This window comes from Chryseobacterium piperi, from assembly GCF_002285635.2.
In the GTDB taxonomy this organism is placed as follows: domain Bacteria; phylum Bacteroidota; class Bacteroidia; order Flavobacteriales; family Weeksellaceae; genus Chryseobacterium; species Chryseobacterium piperi.
In genome coordinates this window covers 4,186,808-4,212,337 of the sequence record NZ_CP023049.2, presented here as the reverse complement: position 1 = coordinate 4,212,337, position 25,530 = coordinate 4,186,808, and the positions used below count along the sequence as shown (strand labels likewise).

The following is a 25,530-nucleotide window of genomic DNA, read 5'->3' as shown; positions in this document are numbered from 1 at the left end:
ATATGAATATTGATTGATATAGAATCTAAGTATTTTATAACAAAAAACCACCAAATAATGGTGGTTTTAAATATTTATCTTAAAAAAATAAATTACTTTTTAAGTTCTTCTAAGAATTCGTCGTGAGAAATTGCAGTTTCTTTTTTGCTAGCTTTTTCAAGAATTACATCTTTCAATTTTGTCATAGCAACTTCAGAAGAAATTTGTCTTACCTGCTCTTGGTCTTTCAACATTTCAACTGCATATTTTTGAATTTCATCATCTCCTAAGTGGTGAATTCCGTAGATAGCCAATTGGTTTCTTACTAATTGCTCAGCTTGTCCAAGAACATCAGCATAATCCAATTTAATATCGTTATCATTCATCAATTTACCTTCGATGATCTGATAGCTCAATTGTTTTTTCTCAGCTTCAAGGATCTCTTTTGCCTGCTCTTCAGACTGAATATTCTGGTTAGAGAATACCAACCACTTCACTAAGAAAGTTTCAGGAAGTTTTACTTCTTCTTTCTCTGTAATTTGTTCCAATACTTTGTTTACAAAGTGAACATCAGCATTTTGTTGGAAGTATTCGTCTAATTCAGTTTTTACTTTTTCTTTAAGCTCTTCTTCAGACTTAATATTTCCTTCACCATATACCTTATCGAATAAATCCTGATTCAGTTCAGCTAAGTTTAAGCTATAGAAATCTTTTACTTTCACTTCTACTTCAGCATGGTGCAAGTGTTCAACTTCTTCTTTAGTGAATCCTAATTCTTTAGCCAATTCTTCATCTCCTGCTAATGTTTCTTTAGAAACTTTTACAGAACCGTCCATTTTCAAAGATTTTACTAACTTGAAAGCTTCTTTGTTTTCAGCAGTAATAGTAGCATTCTTTGGATGGTGGTGGTGCTCTCCTTCAGCATCTTCTTCCACTACCTGAGAAATTTCTAAAACAACATAAGAGTCTTTAGTTATTTTATCTTGTGGAACCTGCTCTGCGAAACGCTTTTGCATATTTTCAATGCTCTTGCTGATTTCTTTTTCAGAAGCTTCTACTTTGTAGTGAGGTGCTTCGTATTTAGCTAAATCTATGGTGAATTCAGGCTCGTACCCTACTTCGAAAGCAACTTCAAGTTGATCTGCATTATGATTGAAATCATTTACAGGCTGAGGTACAGGCTGGCCAACTAATCTTAACTTGCTTTCGTTTACATAGTTATTTAAAGCTTCAGAAACTTGCTTGTTGATTTCTTCGAATGCAATACCTGCTTCATATTGTTTTCTAACCATACTTAAAGGCACTTTTCCTTTTCTGAAACCAGGAACTTGCGCATTTTTAGCATAATTAATCAACTGCTTCTCTACTTTGTCTTTGTAGTCAGATTTTTCCAATGTTACAGTAAGTAATGCACTTACGTCATCATGGTTTTGTGCGGTAACCTTCATTATTGATTAAAATTTTAGGTTGCAAAAATATGAAATTTTTATCAAAATAAACTACTAAAGATAAATTCTTCGGCATCAAATATTTATAAATAAAAAACCACTGAATAAATCAGTGGTTTTTTATTAAAGTCTTCGTATTTTAATTGGTAATTGTATACGTTGCCTGAGCATCTGTTTCACCTCCTGTCTGAGCTCCGTATACTACTCCGTTTCCACTTACAGAAGAAGCTTCCGAAACACTGGCCGGCTCATGATATAAAGTAAGAATCAGCTGGCTCTGTGCAGCTGAATTTTTTACTGCCTTATTCACTACCCATCTTGTTTTAAGTCCCACATGTTTTCCATCTGCTCTGGTAGAAGAAGCATCATCGGTACGGGTCAGCGTAAGATCAGCATTAGGGAAATTATATACTAAGAAGTGTTCATCTTTAGCATCTTTTATTTCTTGTGTTGCATCTTCATTCCCGTTCTTAAACTGCACCTCTACTTCATAGGTCTTTCCATCATCCAGTTTTATAGATTGTGCTCCTCCGGCTCCAACGCTATAGTTATAAGGTACTGTTACCTGTGTCGCAACATCTTTTACCAATAAAATGATATTGGTAAGGTCTTCCTGAGGAAGGTCATCTTCTTCTGATGCATTGTCTCTCTGACAAGAAACAATAGAAAAAGTAATCAATAAAATAGCTAATAATCTGATGATATTTTTAGTGTTGAATAATTTGTTCATTTTTTTTAATTTAAATTTTTAAAAACTTGATTTGTAATTATTGAATAATTAGAATCTGTATCTAATATTCAAAATGAAATTTCTTCCTGCTTCGTCTGCAAAAAATCTCATACGATTAAGGTAATCTCTGTATGAAACATTAAACAGGTTATTAATAATAAGTCCGGCAGAAAGGTTTTTACTGATATTCATACCAGTCTGGATATTCCAAAGGGAGTATCCGTTGGGAGGGGTACTAAAATCCACAATCTTTTCTACTTCCGCTCCATTTTCATAAATAGTAACAGGTGCATTATGTACCGGGAATCTGTTTTGCTTTAAAAATGTTTGGTTTTCCAAGCTAAAATAGAATTGGTTCCAATTCTCCCTTTTAAATTGCAGAGCATTGGAGAAATTAGGTGGCATCATTAAGATCAGCGGTTCATTATGCGTGTCATCCTGACCATGCACATAACTTCCTTTTCCTATATAAGTAAGATCATCTGTAAGCTTCCAGTTGATGTCCAGATCAATTCCATACATTTTAGCATCAATCTGCTGGTAAGCCCATACAGGAAATACACCTCTGATTGTGTTCTGTACTCCTGTAGGAATTTCATTGATATAATTTTTGGTAATGAAAAAATATGGATTTACAGAAATGTCTAATCCTCTAAGAACATTGAATCTTGCATCCGCAACCCAATTAAACTGATGCCCCTGTTCATTTTTCAGCCCCATATCTCCAATTTCTATCACAGCAGCAGAATGGTGCAATCCGTCTGAAAACAGTTCTGCAATATTAGGAGTACGTCCTACCTTTGCATAATTAAACTTCAGATTAAAATTTGAATTCGGATGATATTCCAGTCCTGCATTAAATGAAACATTTTCATAATTAAGCTGAGGCCTCGTTAAAACCCTGTTTTGATTGGTTCTTACGTAAAACTGAGGATACAGATCTTTATAGAGATTATCCCAATCTCTCTTATCATACCATTTCGTAACATCATAACGGTTGAAGTCATATCGTACTCCGGCTTCAACATTCAAAACATCCGAAATTTTGTACTTGAATACGGAATAAATCCCTGTAGAGTATTTATCATAATTAGGAATCAGGCGTCTTGCTTTTGTCGCAGGATCTGAGTAATTATTCTGAAAGCTGGCATCAATCCCCGTTTCCAGAGACCATTTTTCTCTTTCTAATAAATCATTCAGATTAAACTGGTGAGTCATTAATGCCAAATCCAAAGAAGGAATATCTTTCAGGTCTCCCCTTCTGATATCGTACTCCTGTCTGTGATTATACTGGAAACTGTACGTCGCAGAGACCTTTCCTATATTTTCAAATCTTTTAAAAGCTGAGATTTTAGCAATATGATGTTCTATTACCTGTCTTGGATTATCTATATTATAACTGAAAGTTCCTGTATAAACCGGAATATTCAATGTCATGGCATTATAGAAATCATTATTATTTCCTACATGTGAACCTCTGTAAATTCCGATATTCTGATTTGTCAGATAGTAATCAAATGAGATTCCTTTTTCATAGGTATTGTTTTGAACTGTAAAATTGAAGGATGAAAAGTCCATTCCGGTATTCATCAGGTTGTAATCAGGGGTATGCTGATCGCCCAATTTTTTGATGGAACCACCAGATTTTACCGCCCATCCGTTTTTCCATGTTTTAGCAACATTCACATCCAGTCCGAGCCCCCTTCCGTTAGAAATTCCCGAGAGATTCACAGAACCTTTTACGGTATCCCTTTTAGGAAATATTTCAGGTTCCAGCACGACAACTCCTCCGATTGCGTCACTTCCATATTTTAAGGCAGACGCTCCTTTAATCACATCAATGTGCTGGAAATTATTAATATCCACATTGGGAGCATGCTCTACTCCCCATTCCTGTTCAGCAAGCCTTACCCCATTATTCATAATGGCAATCCGGCTTCCATAAAGCCCGTGGATAATAGGTTTTGAGATGTTATTTCCAGTTTTCAAGGCGGTAACCCCGGAAATTTTAGAGAGTAAATTTCCTAAATTATCCGTAGCGTTTCGTTCGATTTCTGCCTTATCAAGAGTCTTTACAACCAATGATCCGTTCTTCCTATGACTCCCATGGATGGTTACTGTCTCAATATCCTGAACATGATGTTCCAGAGTAATGGTTAAGTGAAGAGCCTGTGTTACTTCTATGTTTTCAGTATAATCATGACAATCAGGATGCCTGGCAATGAGAGTGTAAGATCCCGCAGGAATCTTATTTAGTAAAAACTTACCTTTTTTATCGGTCCTGGCCGTAAAATTCCCAATCTTCACCTCTGCATTTTCGAGCATGCTTTTATCATGAAAATCCTGAACGGTTCCTTCCACCGTGTAAGTCTTTTGTGCGTTTATTAATGTCAATCCACAAAAGATCAGCAGTAAACTGTATATCAATTTCATTGTAAATAGATAGATTGTGTACTTAAAAAGTACATTTTTTCGTAAAAGTTGCTTGCTTTATTTTTTGTACAACGTAAAATGTACAATGCATTAATGAAGATAATCCCAGCTGTTTATATCAAGTATCTATGTAACGACTTTTTAAGCCATAACCATTAAATACCAAATATCAGCTCTCCATTAAAGCCAATAAAAATCTATTAATTATGAAATTGTAGGGGGACCCCGAAGTTGAAAAGTGAATTTAGTCTGAGACCAGATGATCTCCTGAACAGCAATAATCTGCTTGATTTCATGGGTATACCCTTCGAAATTAAAATTAAATTCTTCGGGTACCAAAGTATGTCCTGTCGCAAGGAAATGACAGGCCAGACAGTCTCCGGCCTTTTCTTTAGCTATATTTTTTGAGATTGTATTTTCAGCTTTTTTAAGGTGAAATATTTTAAAATTATCTACGGAATCATGATGGTGAAAACTCTGGGAAAACAACGCAAGAAAGTAGATCCCAAACAAAAGTTTGGAGATAAAATTCTTAAATTGCCTGCTTTCCTTAAAAATCATGCATCAAAAATAACAATAATAATTCTAATTATGCTATAAAAATCATCAACGAAGTTAAAAACAGACATTTATTCTTATTCCAGTTGAGTCGCTAAATGTTCCCACTCCTGCAATGCCAGGTCTAATTCTTCTTTGATTTTATTATATTTTTCCAGTAACTCTTCAGAAGGATTTTCCTTTGCAAAAGAAGCTTCCATTTCTTCAGACTTCGTTTCAAGTTCTGAAATTTTCTCCTCTACTTTTTTAATCTTATTCTGAAGATTTTTCTGCTCTTTACTAAGGATAGCTGCTGGCTGCTGACTCGTTGAAGGCTGTTTGTCTTCAACTTTCGTTTCAGCTTTTGCCTTTACTTCCTTCACATCTTCACTATGCAATTTTGCTTTTTCCGCAGAAATTTCCCTGATTGTTTCTTTTTGTCTGTATTCAAGATATTCATCTATATTTCCCAGGAATTCCTTCATCTTTCCGTCACGGAATTCATAGATTTTATCACATAATCCCTGTAAGAACTCTCTGTCGTGAGAAATCACAATCAAAGTTCCCTCAAATTTCTGTAAAGCCAGTTTGATGATTTCCTTAGACTGGATATCCAGGTGATTCGTAGGCTCATCCATAATCAACGTATTGAAAGGACGTAGTAACAGTTTACAAAGTGCCAGACGGTTTCTTTCACCCCCGGAAAGCACTTTTGTTTTTTTCGTTACCGCCTCTCCCTGAAACAGGAAAGATCCTAACAAATCTCTTACTCTTGGTCTCGTTTCTTCCGTGGCAGCGTCTTCCGCTTCTTCCAGAACCGTTTTATTTGGGGTCAGTACCTCTTCCTGATTTTGAGCAAAGTATCCGATATTCACATTGTGTCCCAGATTCCAGGTTCCGGTATAGTCTTTAATTTCACCGGCAAGAATTTTTGCCAATGTTGTTTTTCCCTGTCCGTTCTGGCCTAAAAGAGCAATTCTGTCTCCACGCTGTACAATAAAATCCACATCATCAAAGATCTGCTTATTTCCGTATGCCTTTCCTAATTTTTCAGCCTCAAAATTAACTTTTCCAGGAACTACAGATTGCACGAAACGGATATTGAATTTGGAAACGTCATCATTTTCCACTTCAATACGCTCTACTTTTTCAAGCTTTTTAATCAATGATTGTGCAAAAGCTGCTTTGGAAGCACTCGCACGGAATTTATTAATCAGCTCTTCCGTATGTTTTATTTCTGCATCCTGATTCTTTTTAGCCTGAATCAATTTTTCTTTTCTATCTTTTCTAAGTTCAAGATATTTGGTATAATCGGCTTTATAATCATCTACTTTCCTGTTGTTCACATCAAAAGTTCTGTTACAAACTGCCGTCATAAACTGCTTATCGTGACTTACCAATACAATGGCTCCAGGGTAATCTTTCAAGAAGTTTTCCAGCCAGATAATCGATTCCATATCCAGGTGATTGGTAGGCTCATCCAGAAGCATAACATCATTTTTTTGAAGCAGCAGTTTTGCCAATTCAATTCTCATTCTCCATCCTCCCGAAAACTCATCGGTGATTTTTTGAAAATCATCAGCCTTGAATCCCAATCCAAACAATACTTTCTCCATGTCACCTTCAAGATTATAGGCATCATGGTTCATGAGAAGGTCGTTGAGTTCCGTCATTCTGTTAATTAAATCAGTATAAGCATCACTTTCGTAATCCGTTCGGGTAATCATCTGATGGTTCACTTCTTCGAGCTCATTTTTCCATGCATTGATCTGCTCAAAAGCCTGCATGGTTTCATCCCATACCGTTCTTCCTTTTACAAAATCAAGATCCTGCTTCAGGAAACCAATGGTAATATTTCCATCGGGCACTACGTTTCCTTCGTAGAATGTAATTTCTCCGGAAAGCATCTTTAATAAAGTGGATTTCCCTGCTCCATTTTTACCTACTAAACCAATTTTATCATCCTTTTTAATTGTGAAATTCACATTTTGAAACAAATAGTTTCCTGAATGATGTAACCCTAAACCTTGAACCGAAAGCATTGTAATGATATAATTAAGAATTAATACTGAATATTTTTCGGGTGCAAAAATACGGAAAAAGAAATGAATAGGCCAGAAATAAAAAAGCTCCCCATTTTGAGAAGCTCTCTGATCCGGTTAAAAGTGAAAAGTACGAACATTAAATTAATATGGACCTTTATTTAATCAATATAGAACGGGTCCAGTTATCATTATTGGGAATGTTGCTTCCATATACAAAATCTGTAATTACCGTGTCTTCCAGCACATGCATCTCAGTCTGGAGTATGGGGTGAAAATTATTTGCCAATGATCTGCTGGGGACATTGAGTCCGTTATTGATTTCCTCCGCATACAGTAAGCCCGCTGATTTCTGAAGTTGTCCTTTTTTATACAACCCAAAATTGGCAGATAGGTGTGTATAGTCAACCAACTTTTCATAATCATATGCAGGTTTCAGATCGGGCGTTAGGTTTTGCGCATATTTTTCTAATTCCCCATACAATGATTCTAAATAAGAGTGGTCTTCATTCATTTTGAAATCAGCTTCATCAAATTCTGTATTAAAAATCGGGACCAGTGCATTGGTCTGAATTAACATTAATTTCCCGTATACTTTAGAAAGATCATTGTATACCATCTTTCTTTCTACATATGCCTGAGAAAGAACTTCCCCCTTATCGATCTGAAAATTCTGTAAAACCGGATTCCATATTTCATTTCCTTCGGAATCTCTTGCTTTATTTCTGACATTTGAAATATAAGATTCAACGTCAAACCTTCGTAAATGGTTGGCGGATACATATACTGACTGGGAACAATCAAGATATCCACCACCTACATCTGCATGAACACCCGGAACAAAGATTTCCTTCCATACAGAATTCCCCACCATAAGCTTCGAATCATCCATATTTCTGGAGTCTTCAAAAAAACCGGTCAATGGAAAGAAATACCGACATTCATTTACGGCACATAATTGAAGCGCATTTTCGAGACCGGGAAGCAAGCTCACATTATAATCATTAAAAGGAGCAGACTCTACAGTATCAAAAACACCCAGAAACTTTATTGTAATAGTACCCAGTATTGTGGAATCATACCGTAAGAGTTCATAGCAGAAGTTTCTAGCCAACATAGCTCCCCTACTGAATCCGTAGACATAAAACTGATATTCTTTTGTTTGATCCTGCATTTTCTGCTTGATAAAAGTGTAAGCTTCCCGTAATTTATCATCGGAAGAATATCCGGAATATCCTATAGGATTCTTGCAGGTTGCCTTGGCGAAATCACTGTCCTTAGCTCCGGTTACCGTTCCTATACCTTCAACGTATAGTTTTTCATCTCCGCCGAATAGTTTAAAAAGTTTGTAAATATTGGTAGGTGCAGCGTGATAGCTGTCATGATCCACTAATAGTTTTTTACCAGAAGTGGCATTAATCCCGTTATTTCCTGTACCGTCGAAAAAAATCCCGACAGTTATGATATTATTTTCCATAATCACAATTTTACTTGGCTAGTGATCTGCCTAAAATGGTTTTAAGCTTTCCGACAGATACACATTTCAAAGTAACCATGAAAAAACAGAGAATAAAACCGTAAAAAACACCAAATTAAAAATTCCGTATTTCTACGGAATTATATCTTTTCAAGTGAATAAATATTATTGATAATGGCATAAATCACAATACCTACTGTATTTTTGGCACCGATCTTTTCCAGAACGCGCTGCCTATGGCTCTCGACCGTTCGGGGACTTATAAAAAGTTTTTCGGCAATTTCATTATTGGTGAATTCCTGGCAGATCAGCTTTACCACATCTTTCTCCCTCTCGGAAAGCTCATCTTCCATTTCGAATAATGACCTTTTCTTTGTAGAGCTGTTCATATATGAAAGCAGCATCTGGTGATCCTCAGCAGTGAAATAAACACCATTCTTGGATACCATCGTAATGGCCTCTATAAATGTTTTCTTATTAGAATTTTTTGGGAGGAAAGCGGATACCCCCAGCTTCACCATATAGCCGAGAATCGAACTTTTATAATGAGACGATAAAATGATGATCTTAAGGTCTGGATATTTCTCTTTAAGAATCCCTACCAATTCAAAGCCATTCATAGGCTGCATCTGTACATCAACCAGGGCAATATCCGGAAAATGACTCCCGGAAAAGTCTTCCAGGCTTTTGATAAAGTCTGGCCCATTATCTGCTGTCAGGGTTACCGACAGATTCTCTTCATTAGATAATAATAGCTTCACTCCTTCCAGAATTAGCTGCTCATCATCTATTAACGCTATTTTGATCTTGGAATTCATTATTATATGGAATTTTAATAATTAAACGGCTTCTTTTATCGGGTATATTTTTCCATTTATGGACAGCATTGATAGATTTGGTTCTTGATTCTATATTCTTAATACCCATTCCTTTTTTCACCAAATCATAATCAAACCCCTGCCCGTTATCGGAAATAATTACTGCTGTATATTGTGGATAATCTTTTATATAGATCCAGATTTTTGTAGCTTTTGAATGTTTAATAACATTGGTTGTACATTCTTGTATAATCCTGTATAGCTGAACTTCTACAAAAACATCTTTCTTTTTATAACCGGGAACCACATGCAATGAAATATGAATCTTATGGGACAGATTCGCAATTAGTTCTTCAATATACAAAACAAGCCCCACCGATTCAAGGTTCACAGGGTAAAGGGAATGGGATATCGTCCTTGCTGAATCTATTAAAGCAGACATCTGCCCGTAAATGTTTTTTTTAATGAGCTCATCTCCTTTTGTATCCAGATTGTTAAGCCATAAAGAGAGAATATTGAGCCTGTTCCCCATGTCATCATGGATCATTACTGCAATTCGTTTTCGTTCCTCCTCCTGAGCTTTGATATTTTCCAGCACCAACCTTTTCTGATGAAGGACCTCAGCCTCATACTGAGCATTCTTTTCTTTAGTAATACGATCAATAAAGAACTTATAAGCAAGCAATACGAAAGCTACAATAATTACCAGAACGATAATTAGAATAATAAAAAAGCTGATATTGAGGGTTATTTCTTTAATTTTAAAAAGGTATAAATGATTGATATATACAAGAATGAACATAACAAATTATTCATTCCCCAGATCATATAAACTTCATCATTAGAAAAAGTTTTCAGCTGACGCAGCATAAAAAATATAAAAACAGATACTGCATAATACAGGAATATAAATCCATCGACCAATATAAAGCGGTCGCTGATCTTGCTTCTTCTCATTTCAGTAAGAAGTGAATACCCTGCAAAACAGATCACGACTATATTTGAAATTATCTTTTTTAGATCATGTGTTCCGAAATCACTTTCTATAAAGAAAAATCCAATTAAAACTGCAACAGGAATATACCAGTAATAGGACAAGGCCGATTTGCGTATAAACAGGCTTGCCAGCATAAAAAGCTCTCCAGAAACATAGATAGGATATAAAAAATCTACATTACCCAATTGCAAAAGATAAATTGAAATTTTAACAGCGGCTTCTATTAAAAAAAGAAAAATAATATAATACAAATACCACTTTTCCGTGCTTCTTAACAGTTTATATTTTAAGAGTCCAATTAAAGCACAAATTAAAAGAAAGCCATTATTAAAATAAAGTATTACTTTGAAAGCATCCTCCATTTAATGGGTCTTTACTGGGTTTATATTTGGCAAATAGGTGGACACGGCTGTGACCAGTCATACGTATTTGATATATATGCCGGACTGGAGACATCATTTCCAAGATTTTTATAAAAAGAAATGAAAACCAGACTTACAAGCATTCTCTGGTAAATGCTGGAATATCTTAATGCGAAGGTACAGGTAATCCAATTTAACCCTTCAGGAAGTGTTAAGTCTAAAATAGGAACATAAAAACTGCTAAAAATCCTGGTTCCGTTATAAGGCGCACTACATTCCATATACAACCAATTTTGCCCTTCATTTCTCCATTGTTCAATAGCTTCAATAGCTTTATCCTGCTTCATAATAGGATGATCTGCTATTGGAAATGTCGTATTGGAGTTATCGTCTACACTCCTTAAATCTTTAGAAAGAAGTGCTGTTTTAACGAGTGTATAGCTTTGTTTTTCATAAAGAGGAAGATCCTTCTCCATTTCTCCCAGCAGACTATACGGGAAACCGTCTACTACTATATTCTGTCCTTTTTCATCAATCCGGACAAGAATAATAATTACCTGTTTTTGGTCTAAAATCCCCATATCTACCCGAAAATTCTTGACTTTACCATCAGTGACTGTTTTAGCCCATTTAATCTGTTCGGGAGAAAGTGTAAAAACGTAATTGGGTGGAATCAGGGTCTTCATTCTCGGATAGTCTGCCAGACATTTTTTCCAAGCGTCTACTGCAGTGTCATATCCTTTCTTGTCTAATGTGTTCATAAATACATGGTTTTTAGTTGCCTAAATTTATACAAACCAAACTACCTACACAAGTCCATTGCCTGTGGAAGACGCATTCATGTATTTTAAACATAAAAAAAAGGATGTTGAGTTTCTCATCAACAAGAAAACGAGCATTGTCTCATATAGCGCTGATCTATGTTATCAGCTATATCATCAATAGTTTCTTACTGTAATATGATAGCAGCTTTGCTGTTTTTCTTTAATGTAATAAATCCGGCCTGCATTCGCATAATACTTTAAAACCTTTTCCAATGCCACTTCCATTTTAGGATTATACTTCAGAACATCATTAAAGCGTATATAAGAGATATCAAAAGAGTTTCCGTAATTATGGGAACTGATCCCTAAAGAAGCATTGGAATTCACTTTACGCAACCTGCATTGATCTTCAAGCGTTCTTGTCATAGATGAAACAGTGAATGTATGCCCCTTGGTCTCTTTACTAAATCGCGCTGCCATTTTTTCAAGAGTTGCTTTAGCTTTAGAAACCATATAGGGTCGACTGTAGTCTAATTTCTGAACACGAAATCCCTTTCCTGATTTCTTTATTTTATGAAATTTCCCACTGTTGATATATTTCTGAACAGCCTTGGTGTCTTTTAACAGTTTAACTCCGAAACTTTTTGAAGCATCTAAATGAGGTTTATACAGAGGAGTAGGTTCTACTTTCAAAACCTCCGTAAGATCATAGCAAAAACCTGTTCTTTTTGAAGCCTGAGCATAGTGAAGTTGACCAAGGAGACATCCAAAAATCACACCTAGAAACTTTTTCATTTTCAATGTTTTTATTTTAAAAACGAAAAATAAACATTTATGTGATACAATTCAACTATGACTCATCTTTCACCAAAACACAATCTTCAAAAAATACATGATACCATTATCAATTTCATACGCCTTTGCCTTTTAAATTTTATATTTTTTAAAAATTAATTTGAAAATATAAAATTTAAACTATAAATTTGATTTCAATATAAAATAAACATTATGATAAAAAAACTATTTGCTGAATTTTTCGGCACATTTTGGCTTGTTTTCGGTGGCTGTGGAAGCGCAGTTTTCGCTGCCGGAGTTCCCGACATCGGTATCGGACTTTTAGGGGTCGCTTTGGCCTTTGGTCTTACCGTTCTTACCATGGCTTATGCTGTGGGGCATATTTCAGGTGGACATTTTAATCCTGCGGTTACTTTCGGGCTTTTAGCCGGTGGAAGATTTCAGGCAAAGGATGTGATTTCTTATGTTGCAGCTCAGTGTCTTGGCGCAATTGCTGCTGCAGGCTGTCTTTACATTATCCTGAACGGTGCAGGCGCATTTACGACTGAAGGGCCAGGTGCCTTTGCGACCAACTTCTATGATATGCCAGGCTATCATAACAGGAGCTACTCTATGGGAGCTGCATTTTTAGCTGAATTTTTGTTAACCGCATTCTTCCTGATCATTATCATGGGAGCAACAGACAAGTGGGCCAACGGAAAGTTTGCCGGAATCGCCATTGGTCTTGGTTTAACCTTGATTCACCTGATTTCTATTCCGATCACGAATACTTCCGTAAACCCTGCAAGATCTCTTTCCCAAGCTCTTTTTGTAGGTGGAATTGCCATGTCCCAGCTTTGGCTGTTCTGGGTTGCCCCTATCCTTGGAGGCATTACCGGTGGATTAATTTATAAGTTTTTACTGCAAGGTGCAGCTGATGAACCACTTGCTGAATAAAGAAATAACAAATAGATATAAAAAAATCCTGTCCAAAGTGGCAGGATTTTTTTATTTTCTTTTTTTGATCTCAAACGGATTCTTAAAAATAAGCTCTTCATGCTTTCCTTTGATTTCCATTTTCCGCTGAAGCAGATTCAATGCCATTTTCCGGATAAAAAGATCTTTATCATTAAGCTTCCAATAAGAGTCTTCGTGTACATGCACCGGCTTTCTGATAGAATAAAACTCAGTTTCCCAAGTATCAACATTATGATAAAATTCAATAATTCCGCAATGCTTCGGAATGGCGGTGTACTCTACCATCCCCATAGGAAGAAGAAAACTGAATGCATTACAAACATAATCTCCACAAGATATTTTATCATGCTTTAAAAACTTCTCCCCTGTAGTTGTATTCAGGTAAGACTTTTTAAAATCATTCTTAAAATCACTTTTCGAAAGTTTGATTTCAATTTCATGGCTGAATCCTGATTCATCAATAATCAGCATGTCCGCTTCCCAATCCGAATGAAAATGATTGGTTAAGACAATTTCTTTTTCAAAATCACAATGAGAGTGAATATACGCATGAACAAGCTCTTCTATTTTCAGCATATTTTTGAGTTTGAAGGTGTGAGAGTGAGAAGGTTTGAGTGTCGGAGAGTTGGAGTGTGGGAGGTCAACTCCATTGCGAGCAAATTACTTATTAATTATTTATTACTCATATTCAGCTTACCAGCAAGCTACATCCCCGGATATCAGAATGGTCTATCCTTCCTAGAATCTGAAATCTACTTCCAGGAAGAGTTTTCCCTAAATCCTGAGTGGCAATAAAAGAACAAGAATGAATATTGGCCAGATCAATGATATTAACTGCTCCGGTTCTGCCTTCTTTTTCATAAGAAAGTGGGTCTTCTGCATTCCTTACCAAAATTCTCATCCATTTCGGACATTCATATTCATTATTTCCTAGAGAATAAGCCTGTGATAATAGTTCTGTCATAGAATATTCCGAAAAGATTCGATCTGTTTGAAAACCCTCTTGTAAAATGACCAGCAATTCATCTTTGGTCATTTCCTCTTTCCTACCTTTCATTCCTCCAGTTTCGATGACAATCAGGTTTTTTAGAAAGTTTAAAGGAACACTGCTTTCTTCAGAATGGCAATAATCCAGAAAATCCAGAAGCGCAAAAGAAACACCAAAAAGGATGACCTTTTTACCCTCCAAAGTATTTAAAAGCTCCAACAAGTCCGAATGATTATATAAAAAATATCCATTTTCAGGCTGTGCAGAAACGTTCATTAAATAATCCACCATATAGATCAATGAAGAATTCTGTCTTTCCAGATAGCTGGGTAATAACCCGAGAAAAATAAAATCTTCCGGTCTTCCGATAAATTCTTCGAAACTTTTATAAATACTTTCGCGATACAGGTTTTCATTAGCAATAAAATGCTTGGACAAATTCATTTGCGTAGTCCCCGAACTCTGAAAAAACAAATCCGCAGAAACCTTCTTATCAAGCACCTGATGATTTTTAAACATTTCTATCGGGAGAAACGGAATCTTTGCTATCTCATCCACCTCATCAGGATTGATTCTAAGATAGTCCACAAATTTTCTGTATACTTCAACATTCTCATATTGATACCGGAATGTTTTCAATGAAGCTTTCAGAAAATCCTGCTCAGTCCGTATGTTGAATATATTTTCCAATTTCTTAACATTTAATATTCTTATCGTCTCATTTTTAATACATTACACCTCCATAATTCCTTTTTAATATTTTTTTAATATTAAATGAAATTTTTGGTCGCATTCTTGCAATGTTGTATTCGGAATATGGATTAAAAACAGAATGAATTTATTCATTCGAAGATTACCTCTTTTAGAGGTAATTTTTTTTTCCTACCGGTCAAAAGTTTTTAATTCAAAATCCTCTTCAAAAACACCATAGGTAAAATAGGAGATCCAGTCTCCAAGATTAATGTATTTAGCCTTTTGTTCCAAATCTAAAACCATAGGAAGATGGCGATGTCCGTAAATGAAATAATCAATCTTTTCGGTTTTTAATTTCTCTTTTGAATAAATAATTAAAAACTCTTTATCTTCTCCTAAGAACGCCTTATCTTCTTCACCCGAAATCATCTTATTCTTCTGGGAAAGATACAAAGCTATTTTCATGGCAATATCAGGATGCAGCCATTTGAAAGCCCATTGTGCCACAGGATTGGTAAACAGCTTTTTCATCCTTTTATATCCTTTATCACCAGGTCCTAATCCATCTCCATGTGCCAGTAAAAACTGTTTTCCGCCCATTTCAAAATACTGCTTCTTATAAAATACAGTACAACCGATTTCTTCTTCTAGGTAATCCTTCATCCATAAATCATGGTTACCTACAAAAAAATAAACATGAATTCCCCTATCTTTCAATTCTGCAATTTTTCCTAAGACACGGACATACCCTTTTGGGATAACATACCTCCATTCATGCCAGAAATCGAACAGGTCACCCATTAAGAATAAAACCTGGGCATCTTCTTTGATTTCATCCATCCAGCGGATAAACTTCTCCTCACGCACTTTGCTGTCCTTAGGATTAGGAGCTCCAAAATGCTGATCCGAAGCAAAATATACTTTTTTTCCAGGTTGTAAATTGATGGTTGTCTTTAACACCGATTGAATTTTTTATGGGATACGGTTATACATTATCTTCTGCGAACCATTCTCCGTAAGAGTTTTCGGTTTCATGAAGTTTAAGATACGCGAGGGAAACTTCTGCCGGAAGCTTGGACTTTATTTTAGCAGCTATAGCATACAACATATTTTCACATGTTGGCTGGAAGGTACAATAGATTACTTTATGCCCCCTTCCTTCAAGGTCTTCTCCCAATTCCTTATGCGGGGAAAGTCCGTTGATTAAAACTGCATGATCCCATACATCTACAATTTCGGATTTTACGATACTCTTAATATCTCCAAAATCCACTACCATTCCGTTCTTAGGATTTTCTAAATCATTAATAGGCTTTCCTTTCACTGTTACAAACAATTTATAGGAATGTCCATGCATATTTTTACATTTCCCATCATAGTTATACAGTACATGGGCAGTTTCGAATGTAAAAATTTTTGTAATACGTATCATCGTGCAAAGGTAAGGAATTTGGAGTGAGTATAGGATATCTGTTCAATAGTATGATTATAAAGAATGAAAAATAAAATGGGTACATTTTCATTTTTTGTATCACTTCAATAAACAGATGAAAATCAAGTTTATTTAATAACTTAGCAAGCCGTTCCCCCTTCAAATTCGACCGAAACTGTCTTTCCGCTTTTTTTATCCGTTACTACAATCGTTCCCTGTTCTGATACAGAATCAGCTTCTTCGGAATAATTTCCAATCTTAGAAGTGATAACAACTTCATAGCGCTCATTCTCAAGATGAGCTACGATAACAGATCCATCGCCATCGGTAGATTCCGTGATCCCATCAGGAGTATAAAAATTTTCTAAAATATCATTGATCTTCATATAGGAAATCCATCCTTTAGATTTCGGAGCGGAACCTTTTGCATAAATCACTCCCTTTTTATTCTGATATTCTGTTGTACATCCCATATCAAAATCCACATTTTCTGTAGGGACAATACCTATTGACAATTCACTTACCCTATTTTGCTTATCTACATTTCCCGGCTGTTGAGCAATTGGGGAAACCTGAATTTTTTCAGAACTTTCCTTTTTATCAGGGCTACAAGAAACAATGGCGATCATTAGGGCTATGACCATTGGAACATACAATTTTTTTTTCATTTTGTTTTTAATTATAGTTGTCTAAATTTTCTCCAGCCAATCATTTTTTAATCTTTGAATCCTTTTCGCTTTAGAATCAATTAAAACCCAAAGGGTTAAGGAATCTACAACAAGCTGTCCGTTGCAGTAAAACTCTACTTTTCTGGGCTGCCTGATACCTTCCGGAGCTTTAGGATAAGTCTTTACAGTGATAATATCATTTAAGTACACTTGTTTTTTATATTGAATATGGTGATCAAGCAGCATCCATATATCTTCAGGATATTCGGTTTTATATTTCACAGATTCCCAATGCTCACTTGCAATTTCCTCCACCCAGCTCACATACTGTACATTATTGACATGATTATTCTGATCAATATGTGTTTTTGTAACCCTGATTTGTTTTTCATACACTAAACTCATTCTCTGAAAACTTTACTCAAAAATAATAAATCTCTCCCAAACCCTGAAGATGCAAACAATGTAGAATAACAAATTATAAATTACTCTGGAAAACAAACATTAATGGCTATAAATAAAAAAGGAACCGGATGAAACATCCGATTCCTTTAAAAATATTTAATCGATTGAGATTATTTAGATTTGGCAGCTGGTTTAGCTGTTGATGAAGCTCCTAACTTAGTTTTTACAGAAGCCGTGATATCCTCACTTCCATCTGTATACACTAAATTATTACCTCCTTGTGCAGACGAAACATCAAATACATAGTTAAGATTTCTTTCTTTAGCTACAGCACTGATCGCACTGTTTATTTTTTGCTGTAAAGGAGTATATAACTCATTTTGTTTAGCAGAAATTTCCTTAGCTGCGTTTGTTCTTGACTCTTCAATTTTTTTACCGATACCTTGTAATTCAGTTTGAGCTGCGATAAGTTCTTTTGTTATCGCCTCTTTATTAGCCTCAGTCATTGTTTTTTCTTTTTCCTGAGCCACTTTAAGCTTAGTTTGATAGTCCCCGATTAATTTATCTATTTCGGTTTGTTTAGCTTTTGTAAGATTATCGATCGTTGTATTTATAGTTTTTACCTCAGGTAAGCTTGTAAAAATATCTTCAGAATTTACCTGCCCTATTTTCTGTTGAGCATTCACGGCATTGGCTGTCAGCGTTAATCCTGCTGTAATAAAAAGTACTTTAATAAACTTCGTCATTTTTTTAATAATTATTTTTGAACTTTTGTTTTTTTAGTGTTCAAATATAGTATAATTTTTATTCATCATAAATATTCTTTGTTATTTGTCTTCCCGTAAAGGCTGGATGATACAGGAAAATAAATGATCATCAACTATTTTAAACTTTATCCAGCTCGTTCAATATATAAAAACCTTCTCAAAACTGAGAAGGCTTTCAAATAATATGGATAATGCGAAAAATGATTTTTTAATGAAACTGTGCCATTTCGGTAGAGTCTTTCATCGCTACAGTTGTTGAAGAACCTCCGGTCACTACATTTTGCACCTCATCAAAGTATCCTGTTCCTACAAAAGACTGGTGTTTAACCGCTCTGAATCCTTTTTGCTGCAAAGCAAACTCACGCTCCTGCAATTCAGAATATCCGGCCATTCCTTTTTCTTTATAAGCTAAAGCCAACTCAAACATCGCAGTATTTAAAGCGTGGAAACCAGCCAGTGTAATAAACTGGAACTTATATCCCATTTTAGCTAATTCTTCACGGAAAGTGGTCATCTCTTCAACACTCAGCTTGGCCGCCCAATTGAAAGAAGGAGAACAATTGTAAGCAAGCATTTTTCCAGGGAATTTAGCATGAATACCTTCTGCAAATTTTCTGGCTTGTTCCAGATCAGGGTTAGACGTTTCCATCCAGATAAGATCAGCATATGGAGCATAAGATAACCCACGGTCAATTCCCTGCTCTACTCCATTCTTCACCACGTAAAAGCCTTCTGAAGTTCTTTCTCCGGTTACAAATTTTTTATCTCTATCGTCAATATCTGATGTCAGCAAATCAGCTGCATCTGCATCTGTTCTTGCGATAATAACACTTGGCACTCCAGTAACATCTGAAGCCAGACGGGCTGCTATTAATTTATTGATTGCTTCCTGAGTCGGCACCAACACTTTTCCACCCAGGTGGCCACATTTTTTGGCTGAGGATAACTGATCTTCAAAATGAACTGCCGCTGCACCTGCCTCAATCATTTGCTTCATCAATTCAAAAGCATTTAAATTACCTCCAAACCCTGCTTCCGCGTCGGCAATAATGGGAACCAGATATTCTTTATCTCCACTTCCGCTCACCGATTGGATCTGATCCGCTCTTAATAAAGCATTGTTGATTTTCTTTACTACAGAAGGCACTGAATTCGCAGGATACAAAGATTGATCAGGATACATTTCTCCCGATAAATTAGCATCTGCTGCTACCTGCCATCCTGAAAGATAAATTGCTTCCAGTCCTGCATCTACTTCCTGAACCGCCTGGTTACCCGTTAAAGCTCCTAAGCCAGCCACAAAGTCCTGCGTAGTTAATTTCTCCCAGAATTTTTTAGACATTTCTGTCGCAATGGTATAATCGATGGTGTAAGACCCCCGAAGTTTAAGTACTTCTTCTGCAGTATAGGGTCTTTGTACTCCTTTCCAGCGAGGATTGTTCAGCCAATCCTGCTCTATAGCCTGAATTTTTTCTTGTCTTGTTTTCATAATATTTGGATTTGTTATTAATTATAATTAGGTAGTAGGGATTAGGTTGCAGGAGATAATAGTTCGCCATTCTGTATCGAACTATTATTTAAGAATATTAAAAGCTTTCTTTATAGTACTAAACTCAAACACCCCTACTCTCAAACACTCAAATGCACTTACTCAATAAAAGGATATGCTTTCAACGTTAAGAATTCTTCAAATTTTTCAGCGAAAATCAACTCATTGAAAAGCTCTTTTGCAAGATTAAACTTTCCGGTTTTAAAACGTTCCGCTCCAACATACCGTTCAATCGTATCCATTTCTTCTGCTTCCCATTGTAAGATCATGGTACGGGTCAATACTCTGTCATCTGCTAAAACCGCTTCATTCTTGAGCCACTGCCAAATCTGTGTTCTTGAAATTTCTGCAGTGGCAGCATCTTCCATCAGATTATAAATTGCAGCAGCGCCAATTCCCATCAGCCAGCTTTCCAGATACAGAATCCCTACATTGATATTTTTGCGGACTCCTTTTTCTGTAATTTCTCCTTTTGGAATTTCCAGAAGATTACTTTCCTTAATCTGATATTCTACCTTTTTATCAATCTGGTTAGGAGTAGGCATATATTGATCAAAAATTTCTTTAGCAATCGAAACCAAAGCTGGATGTGCTACCCAGGTTCCATCATGACCATTTTTTACTTCCCTTTCTTTATCTGCCTTTACTTTTCCAAAAGCTACCTCATTGGCTTCCGGATCATTTTTAATAGGAATTTGTGCAGCCATGCCACCAATTGCGTGTACATTTCGTTTGTGACAGATTTCAATCACTCTTTTTGAATAGGCTGTCATAAACGGAGAAGTCATCGTTACCTGATCTCTGTCCGGTACAATAAATTCCGGAAGATTTCTGAACTTTTTGATATAGGAAAAGATATAATCCCATCGTCCGCAGTTCAAACCAGCACTATGTTCTTTTAATTCATATAATATTTCATCAATCTGAAAAGACGCAGTAATCGTTTCGATTAAAACCGTTGCTTTAATAGTTCCCTGAGGAATCTGCAGATAGTTTTGCGCGAATACAAAAACCTCATTCCACCAGCGGGCTTCCTTATAATGTTCTAATTTGGGAAGATAAAAATAAGGACCGCTTCCATTATTTAATAATTGGTGAGCATTTCTGAAAAAATACATTCCAAAATCCACCAGCGAACCGGAAGTTTCTTCCCCGTTAATCTCAATATGCTTTTCAGGAAGATGCAAACCTCTTGGACGAATCTGTAAAACTGCTGTTTTTTCATTAAGGCTATAAGATTTCCCTTGTTCATTAATGAAATCAATCTTTCTATTGATTGCATCTGAGAGGTTAATCTGTCCCTCTATACAATTGTTCCATGTAGGGGAATTGCTATCTTCAAAGTCAGCCATAAAAGTAGAAGCCCCTGAATTCAAAGCATTAATAATCATCTTTCGATCTACCGGTCCAGTAATTTCTACTCTTCGGTCCAGCAAATCTTCCGGTAGTGGAGAACAAGACCAGTTCCCTTTTCGGACTTCTTCCGTCTGAGGAAAAAAGCGGGGAAGATTTCCGCGATCAAAATCCAGTTGGGTTTCTTTGCGTTCTTCCAAAAGATCTAATCTTTTTCCGTTGAAGTTCTGATGAAGTTCAATCAGAAATTCCGTCAATTCCGGAGTAAAAACTTCTTCAAATTGGCTACCAGCCTTTATTTTTAATTGAGTCTGCGTTTCCATAACTATCTGATTTTGTGATTTGATATTACAAACATAAATAAAAATTTTCACAAACAGCGAACGTTCGCTATTTTTTTTTTAAAATTATTATGCGAATAATCGCAATCAATTATTTATATTTGAGTAATGAATGCAGAAAGCGACTTTATCAAAACGGTTTTCGGATTAAAATTGAAACAACAAAGACAAAAGAAAAATTGGTCTTTGCAAGACCTTGCCGTAAAAACCGGTCTATCAAAATCTTACCTTAATGAAATTGAAAATGGAAAAAAATATCCGAAACATGATAAAATCATTCAGCTATCTGAAGCTCTGAACTGCACATTTGATGATCTGGTTTCTACAAAACTGGATAAAAGCCTAGCTCCATTTAATGAAATTTTACAATCCGATTTTTTTAAAGAAGTTCCTTTAGATCTTTTCGGAATTAACAAGAATAACCTCATCAGTATTATCAGTGATGCTCCTAAAAAAGTAACCGCTTTTATCAATGCGCTGATTGAGATCTCCCAGAATTACAATTTAGGAAAAGAACGTTTTTATTTTGCCGTACTGCGGTCTTTTCAGGAATTATACGACAATTATTTTCCTGAAATCGAAGAAAAAGTGATCCAGTTTGCCAAAGAAAACAATCTGGAATTCAATAAAAATTTAAAATCTGAAGTATTAGAAAATATCTTGATTGAAAAATTCAAATATACTATTCAATCAGAGGATTTTGAACCTTATGGAACTTTAGACAATTTGCGTTCTCTATTTATTCCGGAAAAGAAATTATTGTTGCTTAATAAAAAGCTGGAGAAAGATCAAAGAGTCTTTATCTTAGCCAAAGAAATAGGATTTACGATTTTATATTTAAAGAATCGCCCCAATACATATTCATGGTTGGATTTCGGAAGTTTTGAAGAAATCCTGAATAATTTCTATGCGTCTTATTTTGCAGGTGCTCTATTGATTTCGAAAGAAAAAATTATTGAAAACACCTCGGACTTCTTTCTACAAAACAGTTGGAAACCTCAAAGTTTCACCAGCCTCATCGATAGTTTTACCAATTCTCCGGAAACCTTTTATTACAGGCTCACCAACATCCTTTCATCTGAGATTGGGATTAAAGATCTCTTCTATTTATGTCTGGTCAAAAAGAAAGGTTCAGATAAAATACAGATTTTAAAAGAACTTCATCTCAATCATCAGCAGGCTCCTCATGCCAATGCAACGAATGAACATTATTGCAGAAGATGGATTGCCGTAAAAAACCTACATCATTTAAAACAAAACGAAACTTTGACAGATGCCCAGATTTCCCATTACAAAGATCAGGGGATAAGCTATCTGGTAATCTCAACTTCTCAGAAAAACCCTTTTTCCGACGGAAGCAACAGAAGTTATTGTCTTGGAATATTATTGAACTCCCAAACGATAAAAAAGATAAACTTTATCAAATCTCCTTCTTTACAGACGATCAACGTAGGTGTCACCTGCGAGTCATGCAGCATTGCCGATTGTGAAGTAAGGCAAGCACCCCCTGTTCGATTGGAAAAAGAATATTTTAACCTCAGCATGAAGGCCTCCATCGAAAAAATACGTAAGGAAATAGAATCAGGAAATAAAAAATAAAATACCCTAAGCATGACAAATGAAGCTATCATATCATGTATTTTTCGAAATACAGACTGAAAGCCTGCAAACATAGTTCAGAGGAAAAATATATCGGGATCTGTTAAAATATTACTTATATTAGTTTTATAAACACACACAAATGATTCTGGATATCTTCTTCCCTAACCGTTGCATTCATTGCAACCGGATAATTAGTGCGGATCTATTGATCTGCAATCTTTGTTTTTCCAACATCCATTTCTATCACTCCTCCTATTTCGAAGAAAGCAGGATTAAAGAAAAATGCCGGCTATTATTTCCTGTTGAAAATGCTTTTGCCCTAATGCGGTTTGAAGAAAAAAATCTAAGCAGAAAGATCATTCATGAATTAAAATACCGAACCAGAGAAAAAGCCGGGAAAATTCTGGCCGGATGGGTTGCAGAAAGATTAGACTTCAATAATAAAAAACCTGACCTTCTGGTAAGCGTTCCTCTACATCCCAAGAAACAAAAAGAACGGGGATATAATCAATTGCATCTGTTTACGGAAGCTCTATCCGACTTCTATACGATCCTATACGATCATCATTTGATCAAAAGAAATCACGATTCTAAAGCTCAGGCTTTAAAGAATAAAAAGCATCGTTTGGAGAGCCAAAACACGTTCTCAGTCACCAGACCCATTTCCGGAAAACACGTTCTTTTAATTGACGATGTGTTTACCACCGGAAATACGCTCGGAACTATTGCCTGGGAGATCTTAAGTAACGGAAATAATAAGGTCAGTGTTTTAGTAATAGCGATGGATGAATAAGCAACGATGAGCAATGAGCAATGAGTAATAGGTAATGGGTAATAAATGATAGTTGATTCAATAATTTCAATAATATGATTATTTTTTTTGCTATTTATTGTGATATTCTATTTATTTCAAATGTTTTTTATAATTTTCCACCAAACTAATACTTATGAAAAACCTTCTTTTACTTCACGGAGCTTTGGGGCACAGTGATTTATTTATCCCTTACAAGGAAGAATTATCAAGATATTTTCATCTGCACACCCCTTTATTTTCAGGACATCGGGGTACCAAATTACCCGAAGATGGCATTTCCATTGAAAAATACGTCCAGGAAATACACACCTATTGTAAAGAAAACCATTTAAAAAATGTTCATATTTTTGGACACAGTATGGGAGGTTACGTGGGGCTTTGTTACGCCTTACAGCAACCGGATTATGTACATTCTGTTATAACATTGGGAACGAAATTCGAGTGGACAGAGGAACAAGCTTTAAAAGAAACTGCTATGCTAAATCCGGAAACTATTCTTACAAAAGTCCCTCAATATGCAGAACAACTGGAAGCACAACATGGCTCTCAATGGAAGCAGCTGCTTTCCGCTATTGCTGATTTAATGATTGATTTAGGAAGAAATCCTGTCCTAAACCAAAACAACCTGGCCACCATGAACCTTCCTGTTCAGGTAATGCTTGGAGATAAAGACAATATGGTAAGCATAGACGAAAGCAAACGATTTTACCGAAGCATCCTTAATGCAAAACTGTCCATACTTCCGGATACCAAACATCCAATGGATAAAGTACGTCCAAAGTTACTGATTGATCTGATGAAAGATTTCTGGAATGAATATTAAATATTAACGTTGTAATTTTTCGCCATAGCTAAGGTCTCCTGCATCTCCTAATCCCGGAGTAATGTATCCTTTAGAAGTCAGCTCATCATCGATAGCACCTACCCATATTTTAGCTTCCGGATAAGCTTTCTCAATAGTTTCCACCCCTTGTCTGGAAGCAATAGCTGCTACAATATGTAATTGAGTAGGTTTTCCATGGGTAAGCAAATCTTTGATTGCCTCAATAAGTGACGCTCCGGTTGCCAGCATAGGATCTCCAACGATTAAAGGCCTCCCTTCAATGCTCGGACATGTAAGGTAATCCTGTTTGATCGAAAAATAATCATTGGCATCGTGTTTTCTGTAAGCGGCTACAAAGCCACAGTCAGCCCTGTCAAGATAATTTAAAATCCCTTCAAACAAAGGAACTCCTGCTCTCAGAATAGTAGTAATAACAGGTTGAACTGCAATTTCCTTTACTTTAATCGTATCCAAAGGAGTTTGAATTTCAACTTCTCTCTGTTCTAATCCTTTGCTAATTTCAAAAGCGGCAATTTCTCCAATACGCTCCATATTTCTTCGGAATCTCATCCGGTCATGTTGAACATCTACATTACGAAGTTCATTAATCCATTCATTAACAAGGGAAAAGTTTTCCGATAAAATAGTAAGCATGAATATTTAAATTTTAATTACAGTTAGTTCACTTAAATTCCTGCAAAATTACAATTAAAAAACGAAATCGGAGATTGAACATCAACAGAAATAAAGTATATT

25 protein-coding genes are annotated in these 25,530 nt (G+C 35.8%); 4 read left to right on the top strand and 21 right to left on the bottom strand.

The window, feature by feature from the left end; genetic code table 11:
- Positions 1 to 92: 92 nt before the first annotated feature.
- From CJF12_RS18395 to CJF12_RS18345, 11 genes are all read right to left on the bottom strand, one after another.
- Positions 93 to 1,427, bottom strand: coding sequence for a trigger factor (locus CJF12_RS18395; RefSeq protein WP_034683917.1), 1,335 nt, complete (start codon positions 1,425 to 1,427; stop codon positions 93 to 95).
- Positions 1,428 to 1,566: 139 nt separating this feature from the next.
- Positions 1,567 to 2,157 (bottom strand): hypothetical protein, encoded by a 591-nt coding sequence (locus CJF12_RS18390; protein WP_034683915.1) that lies wholly within the window; start codon positions 2,155 to 2,157, stop codon positions 1,567 to 1,569.
- A 48-nt stretch (positions 2,158 to 2,205) separates the two neighbouring features.
- Positions 2,206 to 4,590, bottom strand: a complete 2,385-nt coding sequence (locus CJF12_RS18385; protein WP_034683912.1) for a TonB-dependent receptor — start codon at positions 4,588 to 4,590, stop codon at positions 2,206 to 2,208.
- A gap of 204 nt (positions 4,591 to 4,794) precedes the next feature.
- A complete protein-coding gene (locus CJF12_RS18380; protein WP_034683910.1) occupies positions 4,795 to 5,151 on the bottom strand; it encodes a hypothetical protein in 357 nt (118 codons plus the stop codon).
- 74 nt (positions 5,152 to 5,225) lie between these two features.
- Positions 5,226 to 7,169 carry an ABC-F family ATP-binding cassette domain-containing protein gene (locus tag CJF12_RS18375; RefSeq protein WP_034683908.1) on the bottom strand — a complete coding sequence of 648 codons (1,944 nt, stop codon included), beginning with the start codon at positions 7,167 to 7,169 and terminating at the stop codon, positions 5,226 to 5,228.
- A gap of 157 nt (positions 7,170 to 7,326) precedes the next feature.
- Positions 7,327 to 8,646 (bottom strand): T6SS phospholipase effector Tle1-like catalytic domain-containing protein, encoded by a 1,320-nt coding sequence (locus CJF12_RS18370; RefSeq protein ID WP_051887255.1) that lies wholly within the window; start codon positions 8,644 to 8,646, stop codon positions 7,327 to 7,329.
- 140 nt (positions 8,647 to 8,786) lie between these two features.
- Complete coding sequence (locus CJF12_RS18365) at positions 8,787 to 9,464, bottom strand: response regulator transcription factor (RefSeq protein WP_034683907.1); 678 nt, start codon at positions 9,462 to 9,464, stop codon at positions 8,787 to 8,789.
- The gene (locus tag CJF12_RS18360) at positions 9,430 to 10,266 is read right to left on the bottom strand and encodes a sensor histidine kinase (protein ID WP_084675632.1); all 837 of its coding nucleotides are present in this window, start codon (positions 10,264 to 10,266) and stop codon (positions 9,430 to 9,432) included. The genes CJF12_RS18365 and CJF12_RS18360 overlap by 35 nt, the downstream gene beginning before the upstream one ends.
- A complete protein-coding gene (locus CJF12_RS18355; RefSeq protein WP_034683906.1) occupies positions 10,212 to 10,823 on the bottom strand; it encodes a hypothetical protein in 612 nt (203 codons plus the stop codon). Before CJF12_RS18355 ends, CJF12_RS18360 begins: the two co-directional genes overlap by 55 nt.
- Before the next feature lie 20 nt (positions 10,824 to 10,843).
- Positions 10,844 to 11,584, bottom strand: a complete 741-nt coding sequence (locus CJF12_RS18350) for a hypothetical protein (RefSeq protein WP_034683904.1) — start codon at positions 11,582 to 11,584, stop codon at positions 10,844 to 10,846.
- 177 nt (positions 11,585 to 11,761) lie between these two features.
- On the bottom strand, positions 11,762 to 12,382 hold the full coding sequence (locus CJF12_RS18345; RefSeq protein ID WP_034683901.1) for a DUF5715 family protein: 621 nt from the start codon (positions 12,380 to 12,382) through the stop codon (positions 11,762 to 11,764).
- 216 nt (positions 12,383 to 12,598) lie between these two features.
- Between CJF12_RS18345 and aqpZ the strand changes: the two genes are divergently transcribed.
- The gene (aqpZ, locus tag CJF12_RS18340) at positions 12,599 to 13,318 is read left to right on the top strand and encodes an aquaporin Z (RefSeq protein ID WP_034683956.1); all 720 of its coding nucleotides are present in this window, start codon (positions 12,599 to 12,601) and stop codon (positions 13,316 to 13,318) included.
- 51 nt (positions 13,319 to 13,369) lie between these two features.
- Here aqpZ and CJF12_RS18335 read toward each other — a convergent pair whose 3' ends face one another.
- The 9 genes from CJF12_RS18335 to aceB all read right to left on the bottom strand — a co-directional run bounded on the left by CJF12_RS18335 (position 13,370) and on the right by aceB (position 21,517).
- Positions 13,370 to 13,915, bottom strand: a complete 546-nt coding sequence (locus tag CJF12_RS18335; RefSeq protein WP_034683898.1) for a hypothetical protein — start codon at positions 13,913 to 13,915, stop codon at positions 13,370 to 13,372.
- Between the two features lie 112 nt (positions 13,916 to 14,027).
- Positions 14,028 to 15,017: a LuxE/PaaK family acyltransferase gene (locus CJF12_RS18330; protein ID WP_034683896.1), complete on the bottom strand. Its 990-nt coding sequence runs from the start codon at positions 15,015 to 15,017 to the stop codon at positions 14,028 to 14,030.
- A 192-nt stretch (positions 15,018 to 15,209) separates the two neighbouring features.
- Positions 15,210 to 15,980 (bottom strand): UDP-2,3-diacylglucosamine diphosphatase, encoded by a 771-nt coding sequence (locus CJF12_RS18325; protein ID WP_034683895.1) that lies wholly within the window; start codon positions 15,978 to 15,980, stop codon positions 15,210 to 15,212.
- Positions 15,981 to 16,005: 25 nt separating this feature from the next.
- The gene (locus tag CJF12_RS18320) at positions 16,006 to 16,452 is read right to left on the bottom strand and encodes a 6-pyruvoyl trahydropterin synthase family protein (RefSeq protein WP_034683894.1); all 447 of its coding nucleotides are present in this window, start codon (positions 16,450 to 16,452) and stop codon (positions 16,006 to 16,008) included.
- A 140-nt stretch (positions 16,453 to 16,592) separates the two neighbouring features.
- Positions 16,593 to 17,120, bottom strand: a complete 528-nt coding sequence (locus CJF12_RS18315) for a hypothetical protein (RefSeq protein WP_034683891.1) — start codon at positions 17,118 to 17,120, stop codon at positions 16,593 to 16,595.
- A 21-nt stretch (positions 17,121 to 17,141) separates the two neighbouring features.
- The gene (locus CJF12_RS18310; protein WP_034683888.1) at positions 17,142 to 17,525 is read right to left on the bottom strand and encodes an acyl-CoA thioesterase; all 384 of its coding nucleotides are present in this window, start codon (positions 17,523 to 17,525) and stop codon (positions 17,142 to 17,144) included.
- Between the two features lie 170 nt (positions 17,526 to 17,695).
- Entirely contained in the window at positions 17,696 to 18,271 is a 576-nt protein-coding gene (locus tag CJF12_RS18305) for an OmpH family outer membrane protein (RefSeq protein ID WP_034683885.1), read from the bottom strand.
- A 229-nt stretch (positions 18,272 to 18,500) separates the two neighbouring features.
- Positions 18,501 to 19,781, bottom strand: coding sequence for an isocitrate lyase (gene aceA / locus CJF12_RS18300; RefSeq protein ID WP_034683882.1), 1,281 nt, complete (start codon positions 19,779 to 19,781; stop codon positions 18,501 to 18,503).
- 158 nt (positions 19,782 to 19,939) lie between these two features.
- Positions 19,940 to 21,517 carry a malate synthase A gene (aceB, locus tag CJF12_RS18295; RefSeq protein ID WP_034683880.1) on the bottom strand — a complete coding sequence of 526 codons (1,578 nt, stop codon included), beginning with the start codon at positions 21,515 to 21,517 and terminating at the stop codon, positions 19,940 to 19,942.
- A gap of 126 nt (positions 21,518 to 21,643) precedes the next feature.
- Here aceB and CJF12_RS18290 point away from each other — a divergent pair, with 126 nt between their 5' ends.
- The 3 genes from CJF12_RS18290 (at position 21,644) to CJF12_RS18280 (ending at position 24,774) form a co-directional block, all read left to right on the top strand.
- A complete protein-coding gene (locus CJF12_RS18290) occupies positions 21,644 to 23,134 on the top strand; it encodes a helix-turn-helix domain-containing protein (RefSeq protein ID WP_034683879.1) in 1,491 nt (496 codons plus the stop codon).
- A 142-nt stretch (positions 23,135 to 23,276) separates the two neighbouring features.
- Positions 23,277 to 23,930, top strand: a complete 654-nt coding sequence (locus tag CJF12_RS18285; protein ID WP_034683877.1) for a ComF family protein — start codon at positions 23,277 to 23,279, stop codon at positions 23,928 to 23,930.
- Positions 23,931 to 24,084: 154 nt separating this feature from the next.
- On the top strand, positions 24,085 to 24,774 hold the full coding sequence (locus CJF12_RS18280; protein ID WP_034683875.1) for an alpha/beta fold hydrolase: 690 nt from the start codon (positions 24,085 to 24,087) through the stop codon (positions 24,772 to 24,774).
- A 3-nt stretch (positions 24,775 to 24,777) separates the two neighbouring features.
- On the opposite strand, the gene upp is transcribed toward CJF12_RS18280, so the two are convergent.
- Entirely contained in the window at positions 24,778 to 25,428 is a 651-nt protein-coding gene (gene upp, locus CJF12_RS18275) for a uracil phosphoribosyltransferase (protein WP_034683872.1), read from the bottom strand.
- Positions 25,429 to 25,530 lie beyond the last annotated feature (102 nt).

Excerpts from the sequence above, each read along its gene's own strand:
- CJF12_RS18305 (WP_034683885.1), bottom strand. The coding sequence starts at position 18,271 with ATGACGAAGTTTATTAAAGTACTTTTTATTACAGCAGGATTAACGCTG.
- CJF12_RS18315 (WP_034683891.1), bottom strand. The coding sequence starts at position 17,120 with ATGAAAAAAAAATTGTATGTTCCAATGGTCATAGCCCTAATGATCGCC.
- CJF12_RS18380 (WP_034683910.1), bottom strand. The coding sequence starts at position 5,151 with ATGATTTTTAAGGAAAGCAGGCAATTTAAGAATTTTATCTCCAAACTT.
- CJF12_RS18370 (WP_051887255.1), bottom strand. The coding sequence starts at position 8,646 with ATGGAAAATAATATCATAACTGTCGGGATTTTTTTCGACGGTACAGGA.
- CJF12_RS18345 (WP_034683901.1), bottom strand. The coding sequence starts at position 12,382 with ATGAAAAAGTTTCTAGGTGTGATTTTTGGATGTCTCCTTGGTCAACTT.
- CJF12_RS18280 (WP_034683875.1), top strand. The coding sequence starts at position 24,085 with ATGAAAAACCTTCTTTTACTTCACGGAGCTTTGGGGCACAGTGATTTA.
- CJF12_RS18285 (WP_034683877.1), top strand. The coding sequence starts at position 23,277 with ATGATTCTGGATATCTTCTTCCCTAACCGTTGCATTCATTGCAACCGG.
- CJF12_RS18350 (WP_034683904.1), bottom strand. The coding sequence starts at position 11,584 with ATGAACACATTAGACAAGAAAGGATATGACACTGCAGTAGACGCTTGG.
- CJF12_RS18310 (WP_034683888.1), bottom strand. The coding sequence starts at position 17,525 with ATGAGTTTAGTGTATGAAAAACAAATCAGGGTTACAAAAACACATATT.
- aceB (WP_034683880.1), bottom strand. The coding sequence starts at position 21,517 with ATGGAAACGCAGACTCAATTAAAAATAAAGGCTGGTAGCCAATTTGAA.
- CJF12_RS18395 (WP_034683917.1), bottom strand. The coding sequence starts at position 1,427 with ATGAAGGTTACCGCACAAAACCATGATGACGTAAGTGCATTACTTACT.
- CJF12_RS18360 (WP_084675632.1), bottom strand. The coding sequence starts at position 10,266 with ATGTTCATTCTTGTATATATCAATCATTTATACCTTTTTAAAATTAAA.
- CJF12_RS18320 (WP_034683894.1), bottom strand. The coding sequence starts at position 16,452 with ATGATACGTATTACAAAAATTTTTACATTCGAAACTGCCCATGTACTG.
- CJF12_RS18375 (WP_034683908.1), bottom strand. The coding sequence starts at position 7,169 with ATGCTTTCGGTTCAAGGTTTAGGGTTACATCATTCAGGAAACTATTTG.
- CJF12_RS18355 (WP_034683906.1), bottom strand. The coding sequence starts at position 10,823 with ATGGAGGATGCTTTCAAAGTAATACTTTATTTTAATAATGGCTTTCTT.
- CJF12_RS18385 (WP_034683912.1), bottom strand. The coding sequence starts at position 4,590 with ATGAAATTGATATACAGTTTACTGCTGATCTTTTGTGGATTGACATTA.
- CJF12_RS18335 (WP_034683898.1), bottom strand. The coding sequence starts at position 13,915 with ATGCTGAAAATAGAAGAGCTTGTTCATGCGTATATTCACTCTCATTGT.
- aceA (WP_034683882.1), bottom strand. The coding sequence starts at position 19,781 with ATGAAAACAAGACAAGAAAAAATTCAGGCTATAGAGCAGGATTGGCTG.
- upp (WP_034683872.1), bottom strand. The coding sequence starts at position 25,428 with ATGCTTACTATTTTATCGGAAAACTTTTCCCTTGTTAATGAATGGATT.
- CJF12_RS18290 (WP_034683879.1), top strand. The coding sequence starts at position 21,644 with ATGAATGCAGAAAGCGACTTTATCAAAACGGTTTTCGGATTAAAATTG.
- CJF12_RS18390 (WP_034683915.1), bottom strand. The coding sequence starts at position 2,157 with ATGAACAAATTATTCAACACTAAAAATATCATCAGATTATTAGCTATT.
- CJF12_RS18365 (WP_034683907.1), bottom strand. The coding sequence starts at position 9,464 with ATGAATTCCAAGATCAAAATAGCGTTAATAGATGATGAGCAGCTAATT.